Raw genomic sequence first — 24,466 nt, 5'->3', positions numbered from 1 at the left:
CGCGAGCAAGCCCGCTCCCACAGGAGGGTCGTGTTTGGCGGCAATCCAGTGTGGGAGCGGGCTTGCTCGCGAATGAGTGCGCAGCACTCAGCAAACTTATGCATGCGCCTTCTCCAGCAAAATCCGCCCGCTGGAGCAGGTGGCGGTGTCGTTGCGATAGGCGAAATACAGTTTGTTGCGGATCGGGTCGAAGCGCAGGTGCAACTGGACTTCATCCCCCGGGCGCACCAGTTGCTGGAACTTCAGCACTTCCATGCCCGCGAATGTGGCCGGCAGGTTCATCAATTGCTGACCCAGGTTCAAGGCCCACTCGACCTGCACCACGCCGGGCAGCACCGGCGCCTGAGGGAAGTGGCCGCTGAAATAGGCCAGGTCCGGTGGCACGGCCAGTTGCAGGCTCCACTCGCCTGCGGTTTCGACCTGCTCCAGCACGTGCGGGGCCTTGGGGCGTGGCGCCAGCAACAGGGCCTCGACGTCGGCCTGGGGCAGTTTGCCTTGGGCGTTCAGCGGCAGTTGTCGCAGCAGGCGCCAGCGCCGTGGCAGGGCCAGGGTTTCGCAATGCTGGCCCAGGTGTTGGCGCAAGGTCTCGGTGACGCTGCGCCGGCCTTGATTGCGCAAGGCGTGCAACCCGGCTTCGCTCAGCACCAGCAGCGCCCCCAGTGAGGCACGGTTTTCCTGAACGACGCCGAGCCGCGCTTCAGCGACCCAGTCGTGGGCCATCAACGCCTGCTCCAGCATCGGCAGCGAGATACGTTTTTCTTCCAGTTTGACGATCCGGTCCAGCCGCCCGAGCAGCTCGAAACGGCCATCCGCCGCGATTCGCGCTGCATCGGCGGTGTGTTCGACATGGCCGGCGGGCAAATAAGGAGAGGCGATGAGCAGCGCACCGTCACTGTCCTGGCTCAGCACAACATCGGCGAACGGCTGCCAGCGTGTGTTCCCCTGCCGCCAGGCAATGCCGCCGGTTTCCGAGCTGCCGAAGATTTCGGTCGGCCATTGCTGCAGGCGTTCGTGCAGGCACTGCGCTGCCTCGGCGGGCAAGGCACCGCCGGAAGAAAACACCCGACGCACCGCGCTCATGGCCGGCCAGTCGAGGTTGTCGCCCATGCGCTTGAGCAGCGCCGGGCTGGCGACCCAGGCGAAGGCCGGGTGCTCGCGGCTGGCGCGTTGCAGGTCTTCCGGAAAGGCCAGTTGCCTGCGCACGAAAGGGCGCCCGGCGCACAGCGGCCACAGCACCCGAAACAGCAAGCCGTAAATGTGCTGGGTGGCGACACTGCCAATGATGCACGCCGGGCCCAGGTCGGCGCCCCATAGCCGTTCCAGTGCCTGGACTTCATTGACCAGTTGGCGCAGCTGTTTTTCGATGCGCTTGGGTTCGCCGCTGGAGCCGGAGGTGCACAGGCTCAGGGTGCAGCGATCCAGATCCAGTGCCGCCGCGCTGAGGGGGGGATGCTGGAAGTCTTCCAGGTGGGCGTCATCGGGGTGATCGGTCAGCCACAGGTCGACGTCATTCGACCAGCGCTGGCGCGTCTGGGGTTGCAGGTCGGCGGGCAGCAATACGCTGATCCCCGCGCGCCAGGCGCCGAGCAGGGCCGTCGCCAGGTCGGCGGCGTCCTCAAGGTGCACGGCGATGCGTTGCACGCCCCTGGCTTGCAGGCCGGCGGCCAGGCGCAGGGCCTGTTCGCACAGCTGCGCGTGATTCATCGCCGGTGCGGCCGTGACGGCTCGCTCCGGCTCCGGCTTGAGCAGCAGGTGCTCAAGTTTTATCCAATTCATGGGCGGCCTCTTACCCGTTGTCGTATGAGCCATTCAATGGCAAACATCAGGCCGATCAATCCGTAGGAAATCAGGCCGGTGTACAACATCCACAGGTCCAGCGGCGCCCACAGCGTCAGGGCGGCGGCGCACAAACCGTTACAGAGAAAGAACACGCTCCAGGCGATGGTCACCTGACGGGTGTAGCGCACAGCCCTGGCCGGCAACTGCGGTTCACGCAGGCGGGCCAGGCGCTCGACCATCGGCGGGCCATATTTCAGGCTTGCGCCAAACAGCACCAGCATGAAACCGCTGATCAATACCGGGTACCAACGCAGCAACGCCGGGCTGTCGAACAGCGCCAGCAGCAGGCAGAACACCAAAGCCACCGAGGCCATCCACAGGCTGCCTGGCCGACGCCGACCGGTCAGCGCCCGAGCCAGCCACAGGCTGCCCAACAACAGGCCAAACTGCCACGGGGCGAAGTGCTCCATGCCGAAATACACCGCGAAGGGGTACAGCAGGCCCGCCAGCAGCAGGCCGAGGCCGATCAATCGGCTCATGCGGCCGGTTGAACCAGACGGTAGACCGCCTCGACCACGTCACTGACGGTGCGCACCGACTTGAATTCCTCGGCAGCGATTTTCTTGCCGGTCTGACGTTTGATGTGATCGATCAGGTCGACCGCGTCAATGCTGTCGATTTCCAGGTCCTGGTACAGGTTGGATTCGAGGCTCACGCGCTCGGGGTCCAGTTCGAACAGCTCGACCAAGGCATCGCGCAGTGTGTTGAAAATGTCGTCACGAGTTTGCATGGTCCGGTCTCAAGCTGCCTGTTTTGCAGTGACGAACGCCGCAAGGCTCGCCACGTTGCTGAAGTGGTTACGGGTGTCCTTGGCGTCGGCGTCGATTTTGATGCCGTACTTTTTCTGGATGGCCAGGCCGAGTTCCAGGGCGTCCACCGAGTCCAGGCCCAGGCCTTCGCCAAACAGTGTCTGTTGATCGTCGATGTCTTCGGCACTGATGTCTTCGAGGCCGAGGGCTTCGATGATCAACTCTTTGATGTCCCGGTTCAGGCTATCGGTGTTCATTTCGCTCATCTTCGGCGAGCTCCTTGATGAAGTAAGAATGCAAATAATCGTTGAGCTTGCGCGAGGCCTGTGGAGCAGGGCCCAGCGCGGCGAAGGCCTGCGGGTCTATATCGGCGCCGACACGGAAACTGAAGTGCACGCGGCGTTTGGGGATCCGATACCAGGGTTCGGCCTTGGTCAATGTGGTCGGACTGACCTTGATCACGACCGGGGTGAGGATTTTCGCACCCCGCACGGCAATTGCCGCCCCCCCCCGATGAAAGGCCGGCGCCTGTCCCGGCTGGGTCCGGGTGCCTTCGGGAAAGATGATCAGGGTCTGTCCGCTTTTCAGTGCGTCGGCGGCGGCATCGAGCATGTCCATGCTGCCGTCGTTGCTGATGTATTCGGTCCGGCGCAGCGGGGCGCGGGTGAACGGGTTCTCCCAGAGGCTTTGCTTGACCACGCAGTTGGCATGGCGCACCAGCCCGATCAGGAACACCACGTCGATCAATGACGGGTGGTTGGCGATGATCATCTGCCCCGGCCGGCCCAGTTTTTCCGCGCCCTGGATATCGTAGGTCAGCACGCCGGCGCGGGCCATGAACCGGACGAAAAACCAGAAGCAGCGACTGACGGTTTGCCGCGCGCGCTGCCGATGGGTCAGGGCATCGCCCGGCAGGCAGCTCAGCAACGGGAACACCACCAGGCGCAGGCACAGCCCGCCCAACCCGAACAGGGCGAAGCTTGCGGCGGTAGCCAGCAGGCGCCAGTAATAGGCGTCGCGGTTTTTTTCGGTCACGGGCTGCGTTGCCAGGTCCATACACGATTTTTCCAGGCATGTTGGCAAGTGGTTTGCTGGCCGAGCAGCGCGCGCAGCAGATTCAGCGCATGCGGCCATTGGGTTTTGGACAACGCATCCGCGGGGCTGTTCAGGGACAGCTGCCAGTCAGTGCCAGGTGTGATCAGCAGGCCGACGGCATAGGGAAACGGCACATCGTCGATCCAGGTGGAGTAGGCCTCGGGCGGTTTCTCCTCGGTCACCACCAGCAACACCGCCGGCGCACCTTCCTTCAGCAGGGCCGCAGCCTCCAGCATGCCGTGTTCAAGACCATCGCCGGCGGCGGCCAGGGCCGTCATTTCGCTGGTTTCGCCGCGCATGATCGACCACAGGCCAATGATCGCGTTGTGCACCGACAGGCTGAACTGGGTCGGCGAGAGCGGCTGTTCGGCGGCCAGGTCGCTGAGAATGTCGAACGTGCGCGGGGTTTCGCCATGGCGGGAAACAAAGACCAGCGGCAAGTCCTGGTGGCCTTCGGCCAGGGGCCAGCCCACGCTGAAGGCCATCCGCGCCAACCGGCTGAGGCGCCTGCGCTGCATGGCGGGCAGAAAGGACACGTCGGGAGCGGCTTCGCTGCTCGGCAAATCGACCGGTTGCCGGCTCCAGGCCTGCCAGTCGTCCACGCTTTCGAGCCCCGGGGCCCACGCGCGCCATTGGGCGATGTTGAAATTGATCACAGACATTCATCCCGCCCCTGCGGGCTTGCTTGACGCGGTGAGTGGCCGATAACCACGACCCACTCTACGTGGCGCCAGGCGCCGAGTGGTGCGCATTATCCCGGTGCCGGGAACGTGTAGCAAATGCTGGTTACATTTTGCACAGTCAGATGGCTCCGTCACTTCCGGAAAACCGAGCGGTTGATAATTATTCACATTTAAATCGCTCCGTCTGTCGGCTGTGCCTGAGGCTGACGGACGCGTTTGCCGGCTTTCCGGCAGGAGATTGCCGATGACCGTGTAGTCCCTGTACCACTGAGGTAGCGAAGCCATGCCGTGGACCACTACACTCGGTCATTCTTTGATACATGGAGTTTTTGACATGCGGCGCGTGGTGTTCAATCAGAAAGGTGGGGTGGGCAAATCCAGCATCGCCTGCAATCTGGCGGCGGTCAGCGCCAGCGAGGGCTATCGCACCCTGTTGGTGGATCTCGATGCCCAGGCGAACTCCACCCAATACCTGACGGGGCTCACCGGCGACGATATTCCGATGGGGATCGCCGATTTCTTCAAGCAGACCTTGTCTTCGGGGCCTTTCTCCAAGAAAAACCAGGTCGATATCTACGAAACTCCCTTCGACAACCTTCACGTCATTACCGCCACGGCGGAACTGGCGGACTTGCAGCCCAAGCTCGAAGCCAAGCACAAGATCAACAAGCTTCGTAAATTGCTTGAAGAGCTGGATGAAGATTACGACCGGATCTACCTCGATACACCGCCAGCCCTGAATTTTTATGCGGTTTCGGCGTTGATCGCCGCCGATCGCGTGTTGATTCCTTTTGATTGCGACAGCTTTTCCCGGCAGGCGCTGTACGGCGTGCTCGCGGAAATCGATGAGTTGAAGGACGACCATAACGAAGGGCTGGAAGTGGAAGGCATCGTGGTCAACCAGTTCCAGGCCAGGGCCAGCCTGCCCCAGCAAATCCTCGACGAATTGATTGCCGAAGGCTTGCCGGTGCTGCCGGTTTACCTGGGCAGCTCGGTGCGCATGCGCGAATCCCACCAGGCCAACACGCCGTTGATCCACCTTGATCCCCGGCACAAGCTGACGCAGCAGTTCGTCGAACTGCACAATCTGCTCGAAAACGCCTGAAGACCAAAAGATCGCAGCCTGCGGCAGCTTCTACATGGGACTTTTTCTGTAGGAGCTGCCGCAGGCTGCAATCTTTTAAGGCTGCAATCAGATCCCCTGGCTTCGCAACCAACTCATCAACTGTGGTAACGGGAAGGCCCCGCTCTGGCGCGCGACCTCCCGGCCGTTCCTGAACAGAATCAGGCTGGGAATCGAACGAATCCCCAATTGCGCCGACAACTGTTGATTCGCTTCACTGTCCAGCTTGGCCAGCCGGCACTTGCCCGCCAATTGCGCCGCTGCCTGCTCGAACACCGGCGCAAACGACTTGCACGGCCCGCACCAGTCCGCCCACACGTCCACCAGCAACGGCAGATCACCCTTGATCTGGCTGGCGTAATCGCCTTGCTTCAGTTCGAAAGGTTTGCTCAACAGGACTTCGGACTTGCAGCGACCACATTTGGGCTGGTCGTTCAGGCGCTCGGCGGGTATGCGGTTGAGGCCATTGCAGTGGGGGCAGGGGATGAGGAGTGGGTCGGTCATGAGTGATATCCAATTGGAAGCTGATAACACCTAATTGGAGACGTTTGCTCATATTTTCAATCGCACGGCAGCGCACTGCGTATCTAGGCTGAAAGTGCGCCTATGCACCACTGGTCGGAAATATCGCAATTTGCGATATTTTTGCGCTGTGTTTAACTCATCCATAGCAAAATGCGATAAGGAAATTGCATGCGTGTGTTCACTGAAAAGCGGATTCGGGAATCAAAGGAAAAATGGCCACATGCGGCGACTGCGATCGATCACTGGTTTCGACTAATCAAGCGTAATAGCCCATGTGATTTTGCTGCCATGAAATCGTTGTTTGCTGCGACCGACAAGGTTGGTGAGTTTCATGTATTCGACATCGGGGGAAACAAGCTGCGGTTGATCGCATTTGTCCGGTATCAAAATCAGAAACTGTACATCAAGGATGTGCTGGATCATCGCGAATATGACCGAGGAAAATGGAGGGAGGGAAAACAATGAGTGCATTGATCAAACAGGCTGCTGAGCACTGGGAGTTTGTAGCGCCATTGCTACGCAAACCGAAAAACGAAGATGACTACGACAGGTTGGCTCTTGCGCTCGATGAACTGCTGGAGATAACCGGCGATGACGAATCGCATCCGCTGATGAGCCTTGTAGACATCATTGGAGACTGGATCGAGGAATGGGACCACAAGCATCACCCTATGGCAGAAGCCAGTGGCGCCGATGTCCTCGGCTACTTGATGCGCGAGCACGGCTTGACTCAGAGTGACCTGCCCGGTGTGGGTACCCAATCGGTGGTGTCGGAGATTCTGAGTGGCAAGCGACAGCTCAACCTGCGGCAGATCCGCTGGTTGGCCGAGCGCTTCGGTACGTCGGTGGAGACGTTTATATGATCGGGTTCACGACGAACAACTGATCTCCAGATGCTTGCCCCACTCCGGCGGGCGCTCCGCGTAGCTTTCCATCCCCGGTTGTTCCTCGAACGGATTGCTCAGCACCGCGTGCAGCCGGCGAACTTCGGAGTAGTCGCCTTTTTCCGCGGCATCGATGGCCTTCTGCGCCAGGTAATTTCGCAGGATGTACAGCGGATTGACCGCATGCATTCGCTGGCGACGCTGTTCCTGATCCAGCTCGCCCTCACGGGCAACCCGGGCGACATAGAGCTCACCCCAGGCATCGAAGCCCTTGATATCAACGAAATCATCGCGCAGGCGACGCACGGCCGCTTCGGGTGATTCGTCGCCCAGGCGGCGGAAGAACAGGCTGTAGTCGACGCCGCTGTTCTGCATCAGTTGCAGCAGATGTTCCAGCAGTTTCTGATCGTCATCTTCAGCGGTGGTGAGCCCCAGGCGGCGGCGCATCAGGTCCAGGTAGTGGGCCTGGAACAGCGGCAGGTACAGGCCAAGGGTTTCGCGCAGGGCCTCGACGCTGATGAACGGCGTGAGGGCCTGGGCCAGGGCGCTGAGGTTCCACTGGCCGATCGGCACCTGATTGCTGAAGGAATAGCGGCCCTGATCATCGGAGTGGTTGCAGATGAAATTGGCGTCGAAGTCGTCGAGAAAGGCGAACGGGCCGAAATCGAAGGTGATGCCCAGGATCGACATGTTGTCAGTGTTCATCACCCCGTGGCAGAAGCCGTAGGCTTGCCACTTGGCGATCAGCCCGGCGTTACGCTCGACGATCTCGCGGAACATGGCCAGATAGGGCTCCGGCTGTTCGAGGCATTCGGGGAAATGCAGGGCGAGGACGTGCTCGCCGAGTTCCTTCTGCTTTTCGGGACGCTTGGTGTAGTAGAAATATTCGAAATGGCCGAAGCGCACATGGCTGGGTGCCATGCGCAGGACCATGGCCGCGCGCTCCTGTTTCTCGCGCCAGACCGGCGTGTCGGAGCCGATCACGCACAGCGCCCGTGTGGTGGGAATGTTCAGGGCATGCAGGGCTTCGGAGGCGAGGAACTCGCGGATCGAAGAGCGCAGCACGGCCCGTCCGTCACCCATGCGCGAGAAGGGTGTCTGCCCGGCGCCCTTGAGGTGCAGGTCCCAATGTTCGCCGGCCTCGTTATACACCTCGCCCAGCAGCAGGCCGCGACCGTCGCCCAGCTGCGGGTTATAGGAACCGAACTGGTGGCCGGAATAGACCATCGCCCTGGGGATCGCATCGGCCCAGAGCTTGTGGCCGCTGAACAGTTCGGCGAACTCCGGGGTCTCGGCCACGGCCGGTTCGAGGTCCAGCAACGCCATGGCGGCGGGGCTGGCCACGACCAGGCGCGGGTTATCGATCGGCTCGGGCAGCACGTGGGCGGAAAACGCATCGCCCAGGCGGTCGAAGCGATTATCGAAGGTCAGTTCGTCGAGGGCTTTCAAAGGCCGGCTCCAGCAGAATGTCCGAGCATTCTGCTGGGGAAAGGCCGGTTAGTCGAGCTTGGCGGCGGGCGGCTCTTGCGCCGGTTTGCCATCGACCATCGGCACGATGGTTTTGGTCTCGGGCTCTATCGGCACCATTTTGTATTCCTGGCCGTGGAGGTTTTTGAGGTAGACCTCCATCTGCCGGAACGAGATGTTGATGTGCTGCTTCTTGAACTCGCGGTTGATGAAGCGGTTGACCTCATCGAGCACCGGGTTGCGGTCGCCGAGGTCGCGCACATGCATGCGCAACTCGTGGTCGAGGGTGCTTTCGCCGAAGTTCAGGAAGTACACGTGCGGCTCCGGTTCCTTTAGCACCCGTGGGTTTTCCCGCGCGGCTTTCAGCAGCAGTTCCTTCACCAGGTCCAGGTCCGAGCCGTAATCGACCCCGAGCTTGAGCGTCACCCGGGTGATGGTGTCGGTCAGGGACCAGTTGATCAGTTGCCCGGTGATGAACGTCTTGTTCGGGACGATGATGTCCTTGCGGTCGAAGTCGGTGATGGTCGTGGCGCGGATGCGGATCTTGCTGACCGTGCCCGACAGGTTGCCGATGGTGATGGTGTCGCCGATCCGCACCGGGCGTTCGAACAGGATCATGATGCCGGAGATGAAGTTGGCGAAAATCTCCTGCATGCCAAAACCCAAGCCCACCGACAGCGCCGCCACCAGCCACTGCAACTTGTCCCAGCTGACGCCGAGTGTCGACAGGGTCGAGACGAAGCCGACGCCGGCAATCACGTAGGACAGCAGGGTGGTCGTGGCGTAAGCACTGCCCTGGGCCAGGTTCAGTTTCGACAGCACGAACACTTCCAGCAGGCCCGGCAGGTTGCGCGCCAAGGCGAAGGTGATGCCGATAATGATCAGCGCGCCGAGCATGTCGCCGATGCTGATCGGCACCATGCTCATGTTGGCGCCGGTGCCGCTGGTGTATTCGTAGAGAGTGATGTTGTCCAGGTACGAGAACACCGTGATCAGGTCGGCCCAGACCCAGTACAGCAGGGCCATGAAGCCGCCGAGCAAGGCCAGGCGAATCAGGCGCAGGGACTGTTCGTTGACCTTCTCGATGTCCAGGGTCGGTTCTTCGATCACCGCTTCGCCGTCGCCGGCCTCTTTCGCGGCCTGGCGTTTGGCCAGGGCGCGCTGGTAGGCCAGGCGGCGTGCCGCGACGCTGAGGCCGCGCACGAAGGTGGCTTCGATCACCAGCCAGAACATCAACAGGTACAGGGTATTGATCAGCCGGTCGCTGAGTTTCAGCGCGGTGTAGTAGTAGCCGAAGCACACGGCCACGAACAGGGCCACCGGCAGCGCGGTGAACATGATGGCCACGGCCTTGCGGAACAGCGAGGCGTTTTCGTGGGTCGGGCTGCTGATCAGCAGGCGACTGAGCAGCCAGGTCATCAAGGCGTAGCAGATGAGAACCACCGGCATGCCCAGCACGTCGTCGGCCAGGGCTGCCGGTTGCAGTTCGGCAACCGCCACCACGGCGACCAGCGCCATCACCACCATGCCGAGCCGGCGGACCCAGCCACGGAGGAATTCAACCTGGGGCTTTTCCCAGCGGAAATGCAGTTCCGCCACGCCGCCGGGTGCCAGGACCCGGTAGGCGGTGTAGAACACCAGCCATGCCTGGGCCATTTGCAGCAAGGCCGCGCCCATGTTGGCGTTCTGCCCGCGGGCGTCGATTTGCAGGGCCAGGCCGCACAGGGCCAGGCCGAGCGACACCGGCATGGCCAGCAGAATGTTGATCAGGATCGCTTGCGGCGTATGCCACTGGCTGTCGCGCTTGAAGTGGCCGATGTCCTGGTGAACCTTGTTCAGGCGGGCATACAGATTTTTCCGGCGCCACAGCAGCGCGCCGATCAGCAGCGCCAGTGGCAGGAACAGCAAGGGGCGCTGGGTCAGGCCGTCGGTCAGTTCGCTCAGGCTGGAAGCCAGGGGCAACGTGTCGATCTGACGCATCAGGCGATCCGGCACGCCACGCATCCATTCAGGGTCGAGCGGCTTGTTGCTGGGGATCCAGAACATCTGCTCGTCCAGCGTCGCCCGCAGGCTTTGCGCGGTGCTGAGCAGTTGCTTTTGATTAAGTTGCAGGGTGATGGATTCATTGAGCACGGCGCTCAATTCGCGGTTCAGCCGCTCCAGCAGGTCGGCGCGGGTGGTGGCCAGCTCCAGCAGGCTCTTGCGCAGTTGCGGGGTGACTTGCTCCGGCGGTTGGGTCGACAACAGGTTGTCGACGTAGGTGGCCGGGTTGCTGAGCAATTCACGTTGCTGGCTGACTTCGAACTGATAGAGGCGAATGTCGGCGATCTGGTCGGCCAGGTCGCGGTCGACCTTGAGGCGTGGCAGGGCCTGTTTCTGTTTGTAGAGGATTTTCGACAGCAGCAGGCTGCCCTTGAGCACGTTGATTTGCTCGTCCAGGGCCGAGTCGCTCTGGGTCACGCTGTCCAGTTGCTGCTTGGTCTGCAGGTTCTGCTGGGTGACTTCGTTGAGGCGGTCGGTGCTTTTGAGCAGGTAGTCCGAGAGCTTCAGGTTGGCCGCGCTTTCGGTGGCCAACAGGCTGCTGCCACCGGCTTTTTGCGCTTCGATGGACTGCTGCGTCACTGTCTCCTGGGATTGGGCCAGGCGCTTCTGGTTGATCAGGTTTTGCAGGTCCTGGATTTCCCGGTCAAGCCGGTCGGATCGCTCGGTCAGCAAGTCATGCTGGCTGTTGCCCAGGTCTTGCAGCTGGGTATTGCCGGCCAGTTCCTGGCGACGCAACGGGATCAGCGCGTTGAGGGCTGCCAGTTCGGCGTTGAGCTGGTCGCGCTGCTCGGCGCTCAGGGTCTTGCCGCCATCCTTGCCGGCCTTGAGGATATTGTTGATCTGCTGGATGCGCGTCTGGCTGGTGGAGATTTCGGCCTGGGCGCGCTCGGGGCGGGTCTGGGCGGTGATGACCAGGCTGTTGGCGTCGGCGAGGGCTTTTTGCAGGTCGCTTTGCTGGGTCGAGCGCTCCGTGAGCATCTGTTCGAGTTGCTGAATCGACTCTTTGGTATAGCGCTGCGCCACCGGTACCACGCTGCTGGCCTTGAGACGCGTCAGCTCGCGCTGGTTCTCGACGGTCTGCTTGGGGGCCGTGGCCAGTTGCTGCTTGAGGTCGTTGAGCTTCTGCTCGTAGTCACGCCGGTTGTTGAGCTGGGTCAGCGTGCCTTGCAGCACCGACTGCAGGGCCTTTTGATCGGCCTCCGGCAGTTTGCGGTCGGCGATCTTGTCCAGGCTGGCCTGCACGGTTTCGCGGGTGGGTGGTTCGGCGGCTTGCAGCGTGCCGACGGAGAGGCTCAGGCCCAACAGGACCATGACGAAAAAGGTGCGCAGGCTTGGCATAAAGACCGATCAAAATACGAGGCGAAGAATGGAGTTTAGAGGAAGAGTCCCGGACCCGGGCGACTTCCTTCGGGGAATCTGACGCCCACTTTGCCGATCTTGTTCCCCTCCATGACCGCGACGGTCCAGATGGTGTTGTTCCACTCCACCTGGTCGCCGACCACCGGTGCACCCCCTACTTTCTGGGCAATGAAGCGGCCCAGGGACATGTCCGGGTCGATGCCTTCGACCTTCAACCCGTACAGGGCAGCAACCGCGGCCAGCTGGGCGTCTCCTTCGAGTACGAAGTCGCCGAAAAAGCGCAAATCGAGGCCCCGTTGCGGTGCCTGGCTGAACAGTTTTCCGAGGGCCGGCAGGTTGTGTTCATGGCCGATTACACACAGTAAATCATCGACTTCGAGCACCGTACTACCCGACGGATGGAGCAGTTGCTCGCCCCGAAACAGGGCTGCAATCCGGGTGCCGTCGGGCATTTTCAGCTCGCGAAGGTGCGAGCCGATGCACCATTTTTCGGCACCCAGGCGATAAACGAACAGCTCCCATTCGCTGGTGACGTGCACTTCCAGGGCAGAACGGGAAATCGGCGCGGGCTCCGGTGGCACCGTCACCTTCAACAGCTTGGCGACCCACGGCAGGCTCGTGCCCTGCACCAGCAGCGACACCAGCACGATAAAGAAGGCGAGGTTGAAATAGAGCTGGGCGTTGGGCAGGCCCGCCATCAGCGGGAACACCGCCAGAATGATCGGGACCGCGCCGCGTAGACCTACCCAGGAAATGAACACCTTTTCGCGGCCGTGGAACGCTTTGAAGGGCAACAGGCCAACGATCACCGAGAGTGGCCGGGCAAACAAAATCATCCACAGCGCCAGCGCCAGGGCAGGCAGGGCAATCGGCAGCAGGTCGTGGGGCGTGACCAGCAGCCCCAGCACCAGGAACATGCCGATCTGCGCCAGCCAGGCCATGCCGTCGAGCATATGCAGGATGCCGTGGCGGCTGCGCACCGGGCGGTTGCCGATGACCAGGCCGCACAGGTACACCGCCAGGAAGCCGCTGCCATGCAGGGCGTTGGTCAGGGCAAACACTACCAGGCCGCCCGCGATGACCAGGATTGGATACAGGCCGGTGGCCAGGTTTATGCGGTTGACCAGTTGCAGCATCAGCCAGCCACCGCCCAGGCCGATGACACCGCCGATGCCGAACTCGCGCAACAGGTGGGTCAGCAGGCTCCAGTGCAAGCCGGTCTGGCCGCTGGCGAGCATGTCGATCAGGGTGACGGTGAGGAACACCGCCATCGGGTCATTGCTGCCGGATTCGATCTCCAGGCTCGCGGTCACCCGTTCGTTCAGGCCTTTGCCGCCGAGCAACGAGAACACCGCCGCGGCGTCGGTGGAGCCGACGATGGCGCCGATCAGCAGGCCTTGAATCAGGTTCAGGTCGAACAGCCAGGCGGCCGCCATGCCGGTCAGCCCGGTGGTGATCAACACCCCGACCGTGGCCAGCGACAGCGCCGGCCATAACGCCACGCGGAAGCTCGACACCCGGGTGCGCAAGCCGCCGTCCAGCAGGATCACCGCCAGTGCGAGGTTCCCGACCAGGTAGGCGGTGGGGTAGTTATCGAAGATGATGCCGCCGCCATCGACCCCGGCGGCCATGCCCACGGCCAGGATGATCACCAGGATCGGGATGCCGAGGCGCGAGGAAAGAGAACTCACCAGAATGCTCGCACCTACCAGCAACGCGCCGATCAAGAACAGGCTGTTGATGGTCGTCGCATTCAAAGGCAGTACTCCAGAAAGCTGAAAAGGCGGGCACAAACTGACCATGCAGTCTGCGTGCCAGCGATTCTAACCTGTTGAAATGTGATGCTGTCAAAAAGCTTTTTGGTCCTTCGGACCTTCGCGAGCAAGCCCGCTCCCACAATTGATCGCATTCTTGATGGAAGAACTCGGCAACTGTGGGAGCGGGCTTGCTCGCGAAGGCGTCGGCCTTGCGGGCGAGGGGTTACAGGCTGAACCGCCCGACCATCGTGTTCAGATCCACCGCCAGGCGCGACAGCTCACTGCTCGCCGCGCTGGTCTGGTTGGCGCCGGTGGCCGATTGCACCGACAGGTCACGGATGTTCACCAGATTGCGGTCCACTTCGCGGGCCACTTGCGCCTGCTCTTCGGCCGCGCTGGCGATCACCAGGTTGCGCTCGTTGATTTCGACGATGGCGCTGTTGATGGTGTCCAGCGACATCCCGGCGCCACGGGCAATGTTCAGGGTCGACTCGGCGCGCTCGGTGCTGTTGCGCATCGAATCCACGGCGTGCTCGGTGCCGCTCTGGATGCTGCCGATCATGCGTTCGATTTCGCTGGTCGACTGCTGGGTGCGGTGCGCCAGGGCCCGCACCTCGTCCGCCACCACCGCAAAGCCACGGCCGGCTTCACCGGCACGCGCCGCTTCGATGGCGGCGTTCAGGGCCAGCAGGTTGGTCTGGTCGGCCAGGCCGCGAATCACGTCCAACACTTTGCCGATGTCACGGGATTCGTTGGCCAGGTCGCCAATCAGGGTCGCGGTGCCCTGCACGTCGGCGCTCATGCGTTCGATGGCGCTGACGGTTTCCTGCACCAGGTCGCGGCCGTCGCCGGCGGAGGTGGTGGCGTGCTTCGACGCCTCGGACGTGCTGACCGCATTGCGCGCGACTTCTTCCACGGCGCTGGTCATTTCGTTGACGGCGGTGGCGGCCTGTTCGATTTCATTGTTCTGCTGCGTCAGGCCACGGGCGCTTTCGTCGGTCACGCTGTTGAGTTCTTCGGCGGCGGACGCCAACTGGGTGGCCGAACCGGAGATCCGTTGCAGGGTGTCGCGCAGTTTGTCCTGCATCTTCGACATCGCCAGCAGCAGGCGGCCGGCCTCGTCCGCGCCGTCGACCGTGATCGGGCGCGTCAGGTTGCCTTCGGCGATTTGCTCGGCGGCGTTCAGGGCGTTGGCGATCGGTTTGGTGATGCTGTTGGTCAGCAACCAGGCGAACAGCATGGTCAGGCCCGTGGCGATCACCAGCAGGGTGATAACCAGGTTGAACGCCGAGTCGTACTGGTCGGCGGCTTGCTGGTTGGTGTCCAGGGTCTGCTGGGTGTTGATATCCAGCAGTTTGGCCAGTACGGCGTTGATCGCTTCGGAATTGCTCAGCAAATCGGCGTTGAGCAGGCTGCGCAGTTCGTCGACCTGATTGTTGCGTGACAGGGTCTTCATCCGGTCTTCGATCTGGCGGTATTGCCCCAGCAGTTGCACGTACTGGTCGTAGGCCGCCCGTTCCTGAGGGCTGCTGATCAGTTTTTCGTAGGTGGCCTGGGCGGTGCGAATTTGCTGGTTGCGCAGGTCCAGCAGCTCGATGGTTTTCTGCTGCACGTCCGGCTCGCGGTTCACCAGCAAGCGATAGGACAGCACGCGCAGGCGCAGGGTCAGCTGGGTGAATTCGTCGAGGCTCTTGATGCTCGGCACGCTGCTGACGGTGATGTTCTCGGCGGCGCCACGGATCTTGCTCATCTGGTTGAGGGCAAACACGCCGAGCACCATCATCAGCCCGCCAATCAGGGCAAAACCTAAGAACGCGCGTGGCGCGATATTCATATTACGAAGGGACATGGTGATTACCGAAAAGAGCGCACCTGAAGGGTGCCGAGGCTGACGTATGAGGGACATATCGGTCATGGGGCGGAAGTCTTGAGCCCCTGCGCCTCTTTGCCGCAAAAACGTTGTGGCGACGAAGTGCAGGAACCAGATCGGCCAATCACAGTCTTTAAAGTTCGCGAGAAAGGTCTCTCGTCAGGAAAATCAAGGCCTTGCGCCTGTTTAACCCTGGCATCCACGGTGACTTTTCTTTATCGTACGCGCCCTTTGAAAATGCCTGGAAAATCACAATGTTGGAAGCATCCCTAAGCCAATTGGAACAGCTGGTCAGCGACCTGGTGCAACAGAACCAGACCCTGCTCGGCACCAACCAAGCCCTGAGCGCCGAACTGGCCCAGGCCAAGGATGAAAACGAAAGCCTGCAACTGAGCCTGATGGAACAGGAAGAGAAGCAAGGCGCCACCGCGGCCCGTATCCAGGCCCTGGTTGAACGCGTCAGCGCTGGCCCTGTCAGCGCATGAGTTACGGCGCGGGGGTAAAAGTCGTCTCGATCCTGGGGGAAGACTATTCGATCAAGGCACCGGCCGGCGAAGAGCAAACCCTGCTGGACGCTGCATTGATGTTGAAGGCTGCCCTGGCCGAGACCAAAAAGAAGTACCCGGCATTGATCGGTGACCGGCTGCTGGTGCTGGCCGCGATGAATCTGTGTTCCCAGCAGATCGAAATGCAAAAGCAGCACAAGCTCGAACTCGACCGTTACCAAGAGCAAGTCAGCGCCACGGTTGAAGTGATCTCCAAGACGATCAATCAGGCCTGATCGGCTTTGCGCACAACCAAAGAATAGATTGTCGATTGGTTTGTATACAATCGGCACGGCTGTTGCAGTGTTTCAGCCTCTTATTCTTTGGGGGTGCTCCATGCAGTTCTGGCGACGCAGTATTCAATGGCAGTTGATCCTGAGCATGGGCACCGCCCTGCTGGTCAGCATGCTGATCGTGGTTGGCATTTATACCCTGGTGGTCAACCGCCTCGCCGAGCGCTATCTGGTCGAGCAGGCATTGCCGTCGAGCATCGAAGCGATGCGCAACGACATCGAACGCATCCTCGTTCAACCCCTCACCGCCGCCAAGGACATCGCCAGCAACAGCATGGTGCGCGACTGGCTCGCCGGTGGCGAAAACAGTGCCCAAGCTGCTGCGTTCGTGGCGTATCTGGAAGGCATCCGCGCCGAACACAAAGCCTTTACCGCGCTGATGATCGGCACGGCTTCAAGCCACTACTACACCGAAAAAGGCCTGGACCGGACCCTCAGCCGTGCCAATCCCAAAGACGCCTGGTTCTACGCATTTCTCGACAGCAACCAGCCGCGCACCCTCAATATCGACCATGACACCGCGACCGGAAAATTGGCGCTGTTTATCGACCTCAAAGTCGAGCAGGCCGGCAAAATCGTGGGTGTCGCAGGCCTTGGGTTGAGCATGGAAGAACTCTCGGGGCTGATTCACAACTTCAGCTTTGGCGAGCGCGGCAAGGTCTATCTCGTGCGTTCCGATGGTTTGATCCAGGTGCATCCCGAGGCGCAATTCAGTGGCAAGCGCACCTTGGCCGAGCAGATTGGCGCTTCGGCGGCGCAAAGCGTCATGGGTCAACCATCCGCCGCCAGCAGCCGCTTTGTTCGCGATGACGAAGATTTTCTGGCGCTGAGCCTGCCATTAAGGGATCTGGGCTGGACCCTGGTGGCCGAAGTGCCGCAGTCGCAGATCTACGCCGAATCGCGCCGAGCGATGTGGATGAGCAGCGGCATCGGCCTGGCGGTGGCACTGGTGTGCCTGCTGCTGGTGGTGTTGCTGGCCCGTGGCCTGGTGCGGCCGATTCGTCAGGTAACAGCCGCGCTGGTAGCCATCGGTAGCGGTGGTGGAGATTTGACCCATCGGCTGGATGCCAGCCGAGCCGATGAGCTGGGTGATCTGGCTCGCGGCTTCAATCGGTTCCTCGACAGCCAGCGCGACATGATCGGTGACGTGCTGACCACCAGTGAGCGCCTGCGCACGGCGGTCAACCAGGTCGCAAACGTGGTGGACAACACCGCCGAGCGCTCCGGCCGCCAGCAGGAAATGACCGATATGGTCGCCACCGCCGTCCATGAAATGGGCCTGACCGTGCAGGAAATTGCGCAGAACGCCGGCAACGCGGCGCTCGCTTCGCAGAGCGCTCGGGATGAGGCGATGCAGGCGCGGGAGGTGGTGGGCGGGTCGATTCGCCATATCGAAAGCATGTCCGGCGAAATCGGTATCGCCGCCAGCGCCGTCGGCGAACTGGCCGACCAGGTGGCGTCGATCGATCAGGTGCTGGCGGTGATTCGCGGCATTTCCGAGCAGACCAACCTGTTGGCGTTGAACGCGGCCATCGAAGCGGCAAGGGCGGGGGACATGGGCCGTGGGTTCGCGGTAGTCGCCGATGAAGTCCGGACCTTGGCGCGACGTACGCAGGCTTCCACCGATGAAATCCAGCAGATGATCGGCAGCCTCAAGCAGGGGGCGGAAAATGCGGTGTCTTCGATGCACGCCGGGCAAGCGGCCACAGGCACCGGCGTCGAGTCAAGCCAGCGCACCGGGGCGTCATTGACCGCGATTACCGGACAGGTCGAGCGCATCAGCGACATGAACCATCAGGTCGCGACGGCCACGGAGGAGCAGTCGGCGGTGACCGAGGAGATCAACCGTAACGTGCAGGGGATTTCCGATCTGGCGCGGGCGACGGCGGGGGAGGTCAGGGCTTGCCGGGAGGATTGTCAGACGTTGCAGCGGTTGGCGGATGATCTGGCGCGGCAGGTGGGTGGTTTCAAGTTGGGCTGAGTAAAGATCAAAAGATCGCAGCCTTCGGCAGCTCCTACAGGGGAACGCATTTGTAGGAGCTGCCGCAGGCTGCGATCTTTTTAGTGGCTGTCAGAACCACTCATCCTGCATGTTCAGACACACATCATCCCGCGCCTCGAGTATCGCCAGTTCATGGTGACACCCCGGAATTTCCCAGGTCAGGAAATACCGCGCCGCCTGCAACTTGCCTTTATAGAAGCTCACATCCGCCGCATTGCCCTTGGCCAGCCCTTCCTCGGCACGAATCGCCTGTTCCAGCCAGCGCCAGCCGATTACCGTATGGCCGAACACTTTCAGGTACAACGCCGAGTTCGCCAGGCTGCTGTTGACCTTGCCCTGCGCCAGATCCGTCAGCAGGCCAAGGGTCACGGCTTGCAGGCGCGCCACCAGTTTTTCCAGCGGCTCACGCAAGGCGGTCAGCGATTCGTGGGCCTGGGCACGCTCGGCGGTGTCGGCAATCAGGCGAATCAGCTGCTTGAGCCCGGCGCCACCGTTCTGCGCCAGTTTGCGCCCCAGCAGGTCCAGCGACTGAATGCCGTGGGTGCCTTCATGAATCGGGTTCAGGCGGTTGTCGCGGTAGTACTGCTCCACCGGGTATTCGCGGGTGTAGCCGTGGCCGCCAAGGATCTGGATCGCCAGTTCGTTGGCCTTCAGGCAGAACTCCGACGGCCAGGATTTGACGATGGGCGTCAGCAAATCCAGCAGCTCGTGGGCCTGTTTACGCTCGGCTTCGGATTCGAGGGTGGTGGTGTCGTCGAACAGCCGTGCAGCGTACAGCCCCAGGTCGAACGAGCCTTCGACGTACGCCTTCTGGGTCAGCAGCATACGCTTGACGTCGGCATGCTGGATGATCGCCACCGGCGCGGTGTTCGGGTCCTTGCTGTCCGGGACGCGACCCTGCGGACGTAAACGGGCGTACTCCAGCGAGTACAGATAACCGGCGTAACCGAGCATCACCGCACCCATGCCGACGCCGATCCGCGCCTCGTTCATCATCTGGAACATGTAGCTCAAGCCATGGTGCGGCTTGCCCACCAGATAACCGACACACTCCCCGTTATCGCCGAAGTTCAGCGCGGTGGAGGTGGTGCCGCGCCAACCCATCTTATGGAATAGGCCGGCCAGCAGCACATCGTTACGCTGGCCCAGGCTGCCATCATCGTTGACCAGGAACTTCGGCACGATAAACAGCGAAATGCCTTTCACCCCGGCCGGCGCACCCGGGAGCTTGGCCAGGACCATGTGCACGATGTTTTCCGACAGCGGGTGATCGCCGCCGGAAATGAAGATCTTGTTGCCCTTGAGGCGATAGGTGCCGTCGGATGCAGGCTCGGCGCGGGTACGAATATCCGACAAGGATGAACCGGCGTGAGGCTCGGTGAGGGCCATGGTGCCGAAGAAGCGGCCGTCGATCATCGGTTGCAGGAAGCGGCGTTTCTGCTCCTCAGTGCCGAAGCTTTCGATCAGGTTCGCCGCGCCCATGGTCAGGAACGGGTAGGAGGTCGAGGCGGCATTGGCCGATTGAAAATGCGCGAAGCAGGCTTGGGACAACAGTGTAGGAAGCTGCATGCCACCGGCGTCGAAACTGCGCGCGGCATTGAGGAAACCGGCTTCGAGGAAGGCATCCACCGCTGGTTTCACTTCGGGAATCAGAATCGCCTGGCCGTCCTCGTAACGCGGCTCGTTCTCGTCGCCCTTGCGGTTGTGCGGGGCGAAGAACTTCTCGGCAATGCTGCGGGCGGTGCCGAGGGCGGCATCGAAGGTTTCGCGGTTGTGCTCGGCAAAACGCTCACGCTGGGTCAGGCCCTCGGCATCGAGGACTTCATACAGCTCGAAAGCCAGATTGCGGGAACTGAGCAACGTCTCGGACATGGCGGCCTACCTTTTATTGGAATGGGCCGAGTCTAGGTTGGGGAAGGGTGCGCTGAAAGGATGATTGATCTTGGTGATGGAGAAGTAAAAGATCGCAGCCTTCGGCAGCTCCTACAGGGAAATGCATTCCAAATGTAGGAGCTGCCGAAGGCTGCGATCTTTTGATTTTGTTTCTAAAGCCGGGTAACCCTTGCAGCTACCCGGTCTTACTGCGGTTTAGCCGATGGTCATCAAGCTGGCGTTACCACCCGCCGCCGCCGTGTTGACGCTCAACGCACGCTCGATCACCAGACGTTCCAGCGCAATGTTGGACTCGCCCTGGGACAGGCCCTGAACACCCACAATGGCTCCGGCACGCTTGGCCACTTGCTGGCAGACCGCACGCAACTGGTCGGAATGGCCATGATGCAGAACCGCATCAAACACCACCTCGTCCTTGTTCCAGTCGGAAACCAGCTTGATGCGCGCCTGAAGTTCCTTCGGCAGGCGTGCGAACAAGGCCTTGCCCAGGTCGGTTTCCGGCCACACCGCCGAACCGCCCACCGCCAACACGGCCGCCAGTTGGATCAGCAGGTCGCCTTCGACGTCGGCCAGGCACAGTACGTGCTCGCGCGGCAGGATCGCATAGCTGTTGCGCTCGCCGGTCGGGCCGGCCAGTTGGCGGGTGATGCCGCTTTGCGATTGCGCGGCGAACTGGACGCACAGGGTGCTCAGGTCGGCGAACTTGTGGCTGTCGGCCCAGGCTTTCAGGGCGGTCAGCGGCTGGCTCATGGCATCGCGCAGGCGAACGTCCGGCGCGACGGCAGCATCGCCGCGAGCGAAGGATTGTTCGATGGCATCGGTAGGACGGGTCGACAACAGGCGGTACAGGTACAGCGGACCACCCGCTTTCGGACCAGTGCCCGACAGGCCTTCGCCGCCGAATGGCTGTACGCCGACCACGGCGCCGACAATGTTGCGGTTGACGTAGACGTTACCGGCGTTGACGTTGTCGATCACCTTGGCGATGGTCTCGTCGATGCGGGTGTGCACGCCCAGCGTCAGGCCGTAGCCGGAAGCGTTGATCTGGCCGATCAGTTGATCGATGTCCTTGCGCTTGTAGCGCACCACGTGCAGCACCGGGCCGAAGATCTCCCGTTGCAGTTCGTCGAAGCTTTCCAGTTCGATCAGGGTCGGCATCACGAAGGTGCCGCGTTTGACCTCTTCGGCATCGGCGATGGCCACCTGGTACACGCTGCGACCTTTATCGCGCATGGCCTGGATGTGCTTCTCGATGCCGGCCTTGGCTTCGGCGTCGATCACCGGGCCGATGTCCACGGACAGCCGCTCAGGGTTGCCGAGACGGCTTTCAGCCATGGCGCCCTTGAGCATTTCGATGACACGGTCGGCGGAATCTTCCTGCAAGCACAGTACGCGCAGTGCCGAGCAACGCTGGCCGGCGCTGTCGAAGGCCGAGGAGACGACGTCGATGACCACTTGTTCGGTCAGCGCCGAAGAGTCGACGATCATCGCGTTCTGGCCGCCGGTTTCAGCGATCAGCGGAATCGGGCGGCCCTGGCTGTCCAGGCGACCGGCGATGTTGCGTTGCAGCAGGCGCGCGACTTCGGTGGAACCGGTGAACATCACGCCTTTGACGCGATCATCGCCGACCAGGCCGGCGCCGACGGTTTCGCCACGGCCCGGCAGCAGTTGCAGCACGCCTTGCGGAATCCCGGCTTCGAGCAGCAAGCGCACGGCTTGAGCAGCAACCAGTGGCGTCTGTTCGGCAGGCTTGGCCAGCACCGGGTTACCGGCGGCCAGTGCCGCGGCGACCTGGCCGCTGAAGATTGCCAGCGGGAAGTTCCACGGGCTGATGCACACCACCGGGCCCAGTGGGCGATGGGCGTCGTTGGTGAAGTCGTTGCGCGCCTGCACGGCGTAGTAACGCAGGAAGTCCACGGCTTCACGCACTTCGGCGATGGCGTTGGCGAAGGTCTTGCCGGCTTCGCGAGCCAGCAGGCCCATCAGCGGCTGGATCTCGCCTTCCATCAGGTCGGCGGCACGTTCCAGGATCGCGGCACGTTCGGCGGGCGGGGTGGCCTGCCAGATCGGTGCGGCATTCAGGGCGCATTGAATGGCGTTGTCGACGTCTTCGACGGTGGCTTCCTGCACATGGCCGACCACGTCACGCAGATCCGACGGGTTCAGCACCGGTGCCGGCGTTTCGCTGCTGGAAGCGCAACCGAGCATCGGCGCGGCTTTCCAGTGGTTGTGCGCGGTCGCCAGCAGGGCGCAGGACAAGGAGGCCAGGCGATGTTCGTTGGCCATGTCGATACCGCTGGAGTTGGCGCGTTCCGAACCGTACAGATCACGCGGCAACGGGATGCGCGGGTGCGGCAGGCCAAAGCCGCCTTCCACGGTGGCCATTTGCTCGATGCTGGCCACCGGATCGGCTACCAGCTCCTGGATCGAGATCGACTGGTCGGCAATGCGGTTGACGAACGAGGTGTTCGCGCCGTTTTCCAGCAGGCGACGCACCAGGTAGGCCAGCAGGGTTTCGTGGGTGCCGACCGGTGCGTAGACCCGGCACGGACGGTTCAGTTTGCCTTCGGAAACCTTGCCGACAACTTGCTCGTACAGCGGTTCGCCCATGCCGTGCAGGCACTGGAACTCGTATTGGCCCGGGTAATAGTTCTGACCGGCGATGTGGTAAATGGCCGACAGGGTGTGGGCGTTGTGCGTGGCAAATTGCGGGTAGATGACTTCCGGCACCGACAGCAGCTTGCGCGCGCAAGCGATGTAGGAAACGTCGGTGTACACCTTGCGGGTATAGACCGGGTAGCCTTCCAGGCCTTCGACCTGGGCGCGCTTGATTTCGCTGTCCCAGTACGCGCCTTTCACCAGGCGGATCATCAGGCGGTGACGGCTGCGGCGCGCCAGGTCGATCACGTAGTCGATCACGTACGGGCAACGCTTCTGGTACGCCTGGATCACGAAACCGATGCCGTTCCAGCCGGTCAGCTGAGGCTCGAAGCACAGGCGCTCCAGCAGATCCAGCGACAGTTCCAGGCGGTCGGCTTCTTCGGCGTCGATGTTCAGGCCGATGTCGTATTGCTTGGCCAGCAAGGTCAGCGACAGCAGGCGCGGGTACAGCTCGTCCATCACGCGCTCGTACTGGGCGCGGCTGTATCGCGGGTGCAAGGCGGACAGCTTGATCGAAATGCCCGGGCCTTCATAAATCCCACGGCCGTGGGAGGCTTTGCCGATCGAGTGAATGGCTTGTTCGTACGAGGCCAGGTACTTCTGCGCGTCGTGTTCGGTCAGCGCGGCTTCACCGAGCATGTCGTAGGAATAGCGGAAGCCCTTGGCTTCGAACTTGCTGGCGTTGGCCAGCGCTTCGGCGATGGTTTCGCCGGTAACGAACTGCTCGCCCATCAGGCGCATGGCCATGTCGACGCCCTTGCGGATCATCGGCTCGCCGCTTTTGCCGATGATGCGGCTCAGGGACGAGGTCAGGCCGGATTCGTTGTGCGTCGAGACCAGCTTGCCGGTCAGCAGCAGCCCCCAGGTCGCGGCGTTGACGAACAGCGACGGGCTGTTGCCCAGGTGCGGCTGCCAGTTACCGGTGCTGATCTTGTCGCGGATCAGTGCGTCGCGGGTGCCTTTGTCCGGGATGCGCAAAAGCGCTTCGGCCAGGCACATCAGCGCCACGCCTTCCTGGGACGACAGGGAAAATTCCTGCAGCAGGCCCTGAACGATGCCTGCACGACCACCGGCACTCTTCTGATTGCGCAGTTTTTCGGCAATCGAAGCGGCCAGCTTGTTGGTGGCTTCAGCCATTGGCGCCGGCAGGCGGGCCTGCTCGATCAGCATCGGCACCACTTCAGGTTCCGGGCGACGGTAGGCGGCTGTGATCGAGGCGCGCAATACCGATTGCGGGAGGATGCTTTCGGCGAATTCGAGGAAGCACTGGTGCGCGTGATCGGCATGGACTTCGCCGGCGTCGTCAGCGTCCCTGGTGGTCAAACCGTTCAGCTCGGTCAGGGTTGCACCACCCTCGAGTTTTTCCAGGTAATTAAAAATTGCCTGCTTGATCAGCCAGTGCGGCGTGCGATCAATCGAGGTCGCGGCAGCCTTGAGGCGTTCGCGGGTCGGGTCATCAAGTTTGACCCCAAGGGTGGTGGTAGCCATGTTTTTATCCTCATGTTTGCCACGACTGCGTGGCATCAGCTGGCGGCAAGATTAGCCGCGCGCCGGGAGAGGTGCAACCGGGTGCAACCCTTTTTTTGTCGGAATATTACGCACCTCGTCAGGAAATAAATTCTGGTACGAATGTACCGCTCCTGCTTGGTGCTTTTGCTTCTAGATAACCGTGGAGACT

General features: G+C 61.9%; 19 protein-coding genes and 2 pseudogenes. 7 read left to right on the top strand and 14 right to left on the bottom strand.

Annotated features, from left to right (window positions below):
* Positions 1–96 precede the first annotated feature (96 nt).
* The 6 genes from F8N66_RS20000 to F8N66_RS19975 are packed head-to-tail and all read right to left on the bottom strand — an operon-like array spanning position 97 to position 4,345.
* Positions 97–1,776: an acyl-CoA synthetase family protein gene (locus F8N66_RS20000; RefSeq protein ID WP_150771838.1), complete on the bottom strand. Its 1,680-nt coding sequence runs from the start codon at positions 1,774–1,776 to the stop codon at positions 97–99.
* A complete protein-coding gene (locus F8N66_RS19995; protein WP_150771837.1) occupies positions 1,773–2,318 on the bottom strand; it encodes a hypothetical protein in 546 nt (181 codons plus the stop codon). The genes F8N66_RS20000 and F8N66_RS19995 overlap by 4 nt, the downstream gene beginning before the upstream one ends.
* Positions 2,315–2,569 (bottom strand): acyl carrier protein, encoded by a 255-nt coding sequence (locus F8N66_RS19990; protein ID WP_007992314.1) that lies wholly within the window; start codon positions 2,567–2,569, stop codon positions 2,315–2,317. Before F8N66_RS19990 ends, F8N66_RS19995 begins: the two co-directional genes overlap by 4 nt.
* A 9-nt stretch (positions 2,570–2,578) precedes the next feature.
* Positions 2,579–2,854, bottom strand: a complete 276-nt coding sequence (locus F8N66_RS19985) for a phosphopantetheine-binding protein (protein WP_150771836.1) — start codon at positions 2,852–2,854, stop codon at positions 2,579–2,581.
* The gene (locus tag F8N66_RS19980) at positions 2,832–3,644 is read right to left on the bottom strand and encodes a lysophospholipid acyltransferase family protein (RefSeq protein ID WP_150771835.1); all 813 of its coding nucleotides are present in this window, start codon (positions 3,642–3,644) and stop codon (positions 2,832–2,834) included. Before F8N66_RS19980 ends, F8N66_RS19985 begins: the two co-directional genes overlap by 23 nt.
* Positions 3,620–4,345, bottom strand: a complete 726-nt coding sequence (locus F8N66_RS19975) for a beta-ketoacyl synthase chain length factor (RefSeq protein WP_150771834.1) — start codon at positions 4,343–4,345, stop codon at positions 3,620–3,622. Before F8N66_RS19975 ends, F8N66_RS19980 begins: the two co-directional genes overlap by 25 nt.
* Positions 4,346–4,700: 355 nt before the next feature.
* On the opposite strand from F8N66_RS19975, the gene F8N66_RS19970 reads away from it, so the two are divergent.
* Positions 4,701–5,471: a ParA family protein gene (locus F8N66_RS19970; RefSeq protein WP_150771833.1), complete on the top strand. Its 771-nt coding sequence runs from the start codon at positions 4,701–4,703 to the stop codon at positions 5,469–5,471.
* A gap of 87 nt (positions 5,472–5,558) precedes the next feature.
* Here F8N66_RS19970 and trxC read toward each other — a convergent pair whose 3' ends face one another.
* On the bottom strand, positions 5,559–5,993 hold the full coding sequence (gene trxC / locus F8N66_RS19965) for a thioredoxin TrxC (RefSeq protein WP_150771832.1): 435 nt from the start codon (positions 5,991–5,993) through the stop codon (positions 5,559–5,561).
* A gap of 189 nt (positions 5,994–6,182) precedes the next feature.
* Between trxC and F8N66_RS19960 the strand changes: the two genes are divergently transcribed.
* Together F8N66_RS19960 and F8N66_RS19955 are read left to right on the top strand one after the other, a co-directional pair.
* The gene (locus F8N66_RS19960; RefSeq protein WP_150771831.1) at positions 6,183–6,479 is read left to right on the top strand and encodes a type II toxin-antitoxin system HigB family toxin; all 297 of its coding nucleotides are present in this window, start codon (positions 6,183–6,185) and stop codon (positions 6,477–6,479) included.
* Positions 6,476–6,877 carry a helix-turn-helix domain-containing protein gene (locus F8N66_RS19955; RefSeq protein WP_150771830.1) on the top strand — a complete coding sequence of 134 codons (402 nt, stop codon included), beginning with the start codon at positions 6,476–6,478 and terminating at the stop codon, positions 6,875–6,877. The genes F8N66_RS19960 and F8N66_RS19955 overlap by 4 nt, the downstream gene beginning before the upstream one ends.
* Positions 6,878–6,883: 6 nt before the next feature.
* On the opposite strand, the gene selO is transcribed toward F8N66_RS19955, so the two are convergent.
* From selO to F8N66_RS32185, 5 genes and pseudogenes are all read right to left on the bottom strand, one after another.
* Entirely contained in the window at positions 6,884–8,347 is a 1,464-nt protein-coding gene (gene selO / locus F8N66_RS19950) for a protein adenylyltransferase SelO (RefSeq protein WP_150771829.1), read from the bottom strand.
* A gap of 48 nt (positions 8,348–8,395) precedes the next feature.
* Complete coding sequence (gene mscK / locus F8N66_RS19945; RefSeq protein WP_150771828.1) at positions 8,396–11,746, bottom strand: mechanosensitive channel MscK; 3,351 nt, start codon at positions 11,744–11,746, stop codon at positions 8,396–8,398.
* Between the two features lie 35 nt (positions 11,747–11,781).
* Entirely contained in the window at positions 11,782–13,524 is a 1,743-nt protein-coding gene (locus F8N66_RS19940) for a potassium/proton antiporter (RefSeq protein WP_150771827.1), read from the bottom strand.
* A 223-nt stretch (positions 13,525–13,747) separates the two neighbouring features.
* Complete coding sequence (locus tag F8N66_RS32190; protein WP_412070746.1) at positions 13,748–14,611, bottom strand: methyl-accepting chemotaxis protein; 864 nt, start codon at positions 14,609–14,611, stop codon at positions 13,748–13,750.
* Positions 14,603–15,358 (bottom strand): annotated as a pseudogene (locus F8N66_RS32185) (MCP four helix bundle domain-containing protein); the annotation flags it as partial. The gene F8N66_RS32190 and the pseudogene F8N66_RS32185, both read right to left, overlap by 9 nt.
* Positions 15,359–15,648: 290 nt before the next feature.
* Between F8N66_RS32185 and F8N66_RS19930 the strand changes: the two are divergent.
* The 4 genes and pseudogenes from F8N66_RS19930 (at position 15,649) to F8N66_RS32175 (ending at position 18,213) form a co-directional block, all read left to right on the top strand.
* Entirely contained in the window at positions 15,649–15,879 is a 231-nt protein-coding gene (locus F8N66_RS19930; protein WP_056852308.1) for a hypothetical protein, read from the top strand.
* Entirely contained in the window at positions 15,876–16,175 is a 300-nt protein-coding gene (locus tag F8N66_RS19925; RefSeq protein ID WP_150771825.1) for a cell division protein ZapA, read from the top strand. The genes F8N66_RS19930 and F8N66_RS19925 overlap by 4 nt, the downstream gene beginning before the upstream one ends.
* A gap of 100 nt (positions 16,176–16,275) precedes the next feature.
* Positions 16,276–17,349 (top strand): annotated as a pseudogene (locus F8N66_RS32180) (cache domain-containing protein); the annotation flags it as partial.
* 18 nt (positions 17,350–17,367) lie between these two features.
* A complete protein-coding gene (locus F8N66_RS32175; RefSeq protein WP_412070745.1) occupies positions 17,368–18,213 on the top strand; it encodes a methyl-accepting chemotaxis protein in 846 nt (281 codons plus the stop codon).
* Positions 18,214–18,303: 90 nt separating this feature from the next.
* Here F8N66_RS32175 and F8N66_RS19915 read toward each other — a convergent pair whose 3' ends face one another.
* Positions 18,304–20,106, bottom strand: a complete 1,803-nt coding sequence (locus F8N66_RS19915; RefSeq protein ID WP_150771823.1) for an acyl-CoA dehydrogenase — start codon at positions 20,104–20,106, stop codon at positions 18,304–18,306.
* Positions 20,107–20,322: 216 nt separating this feature from the next.
* Positions 20,323–24,276, bottom strand: coding sequence for a trifunctional transcriptional regulator/proline dehydrogenase/L-glutamate gamma-semialdehyde dehydrogenase (gene putA / locus F8N66_RS19910; protein WP_150771822.1), 3,954 nt, complete (start codon positions 24,274–24,276; stop codon positions 20,323–20,325).
* Between the last annotated feature and the right edge of the window lie 190 nt (positions 24,277–24,466).

Origin of the sequence: Pseudomonas fluorescens (assembly GCF_902498195.1) — a bacterium.
Lineage (GTDB): Bacteria > Pseudomonadota > Gammaproteobacteria > Pseudomonadales > Pseudomonadaceae > Aquipseudomonas > Aquipseudomonas fluorescens_BU.
This window is presented reverse-complemented; position numbering and strand designations above follow the sequence as displayed.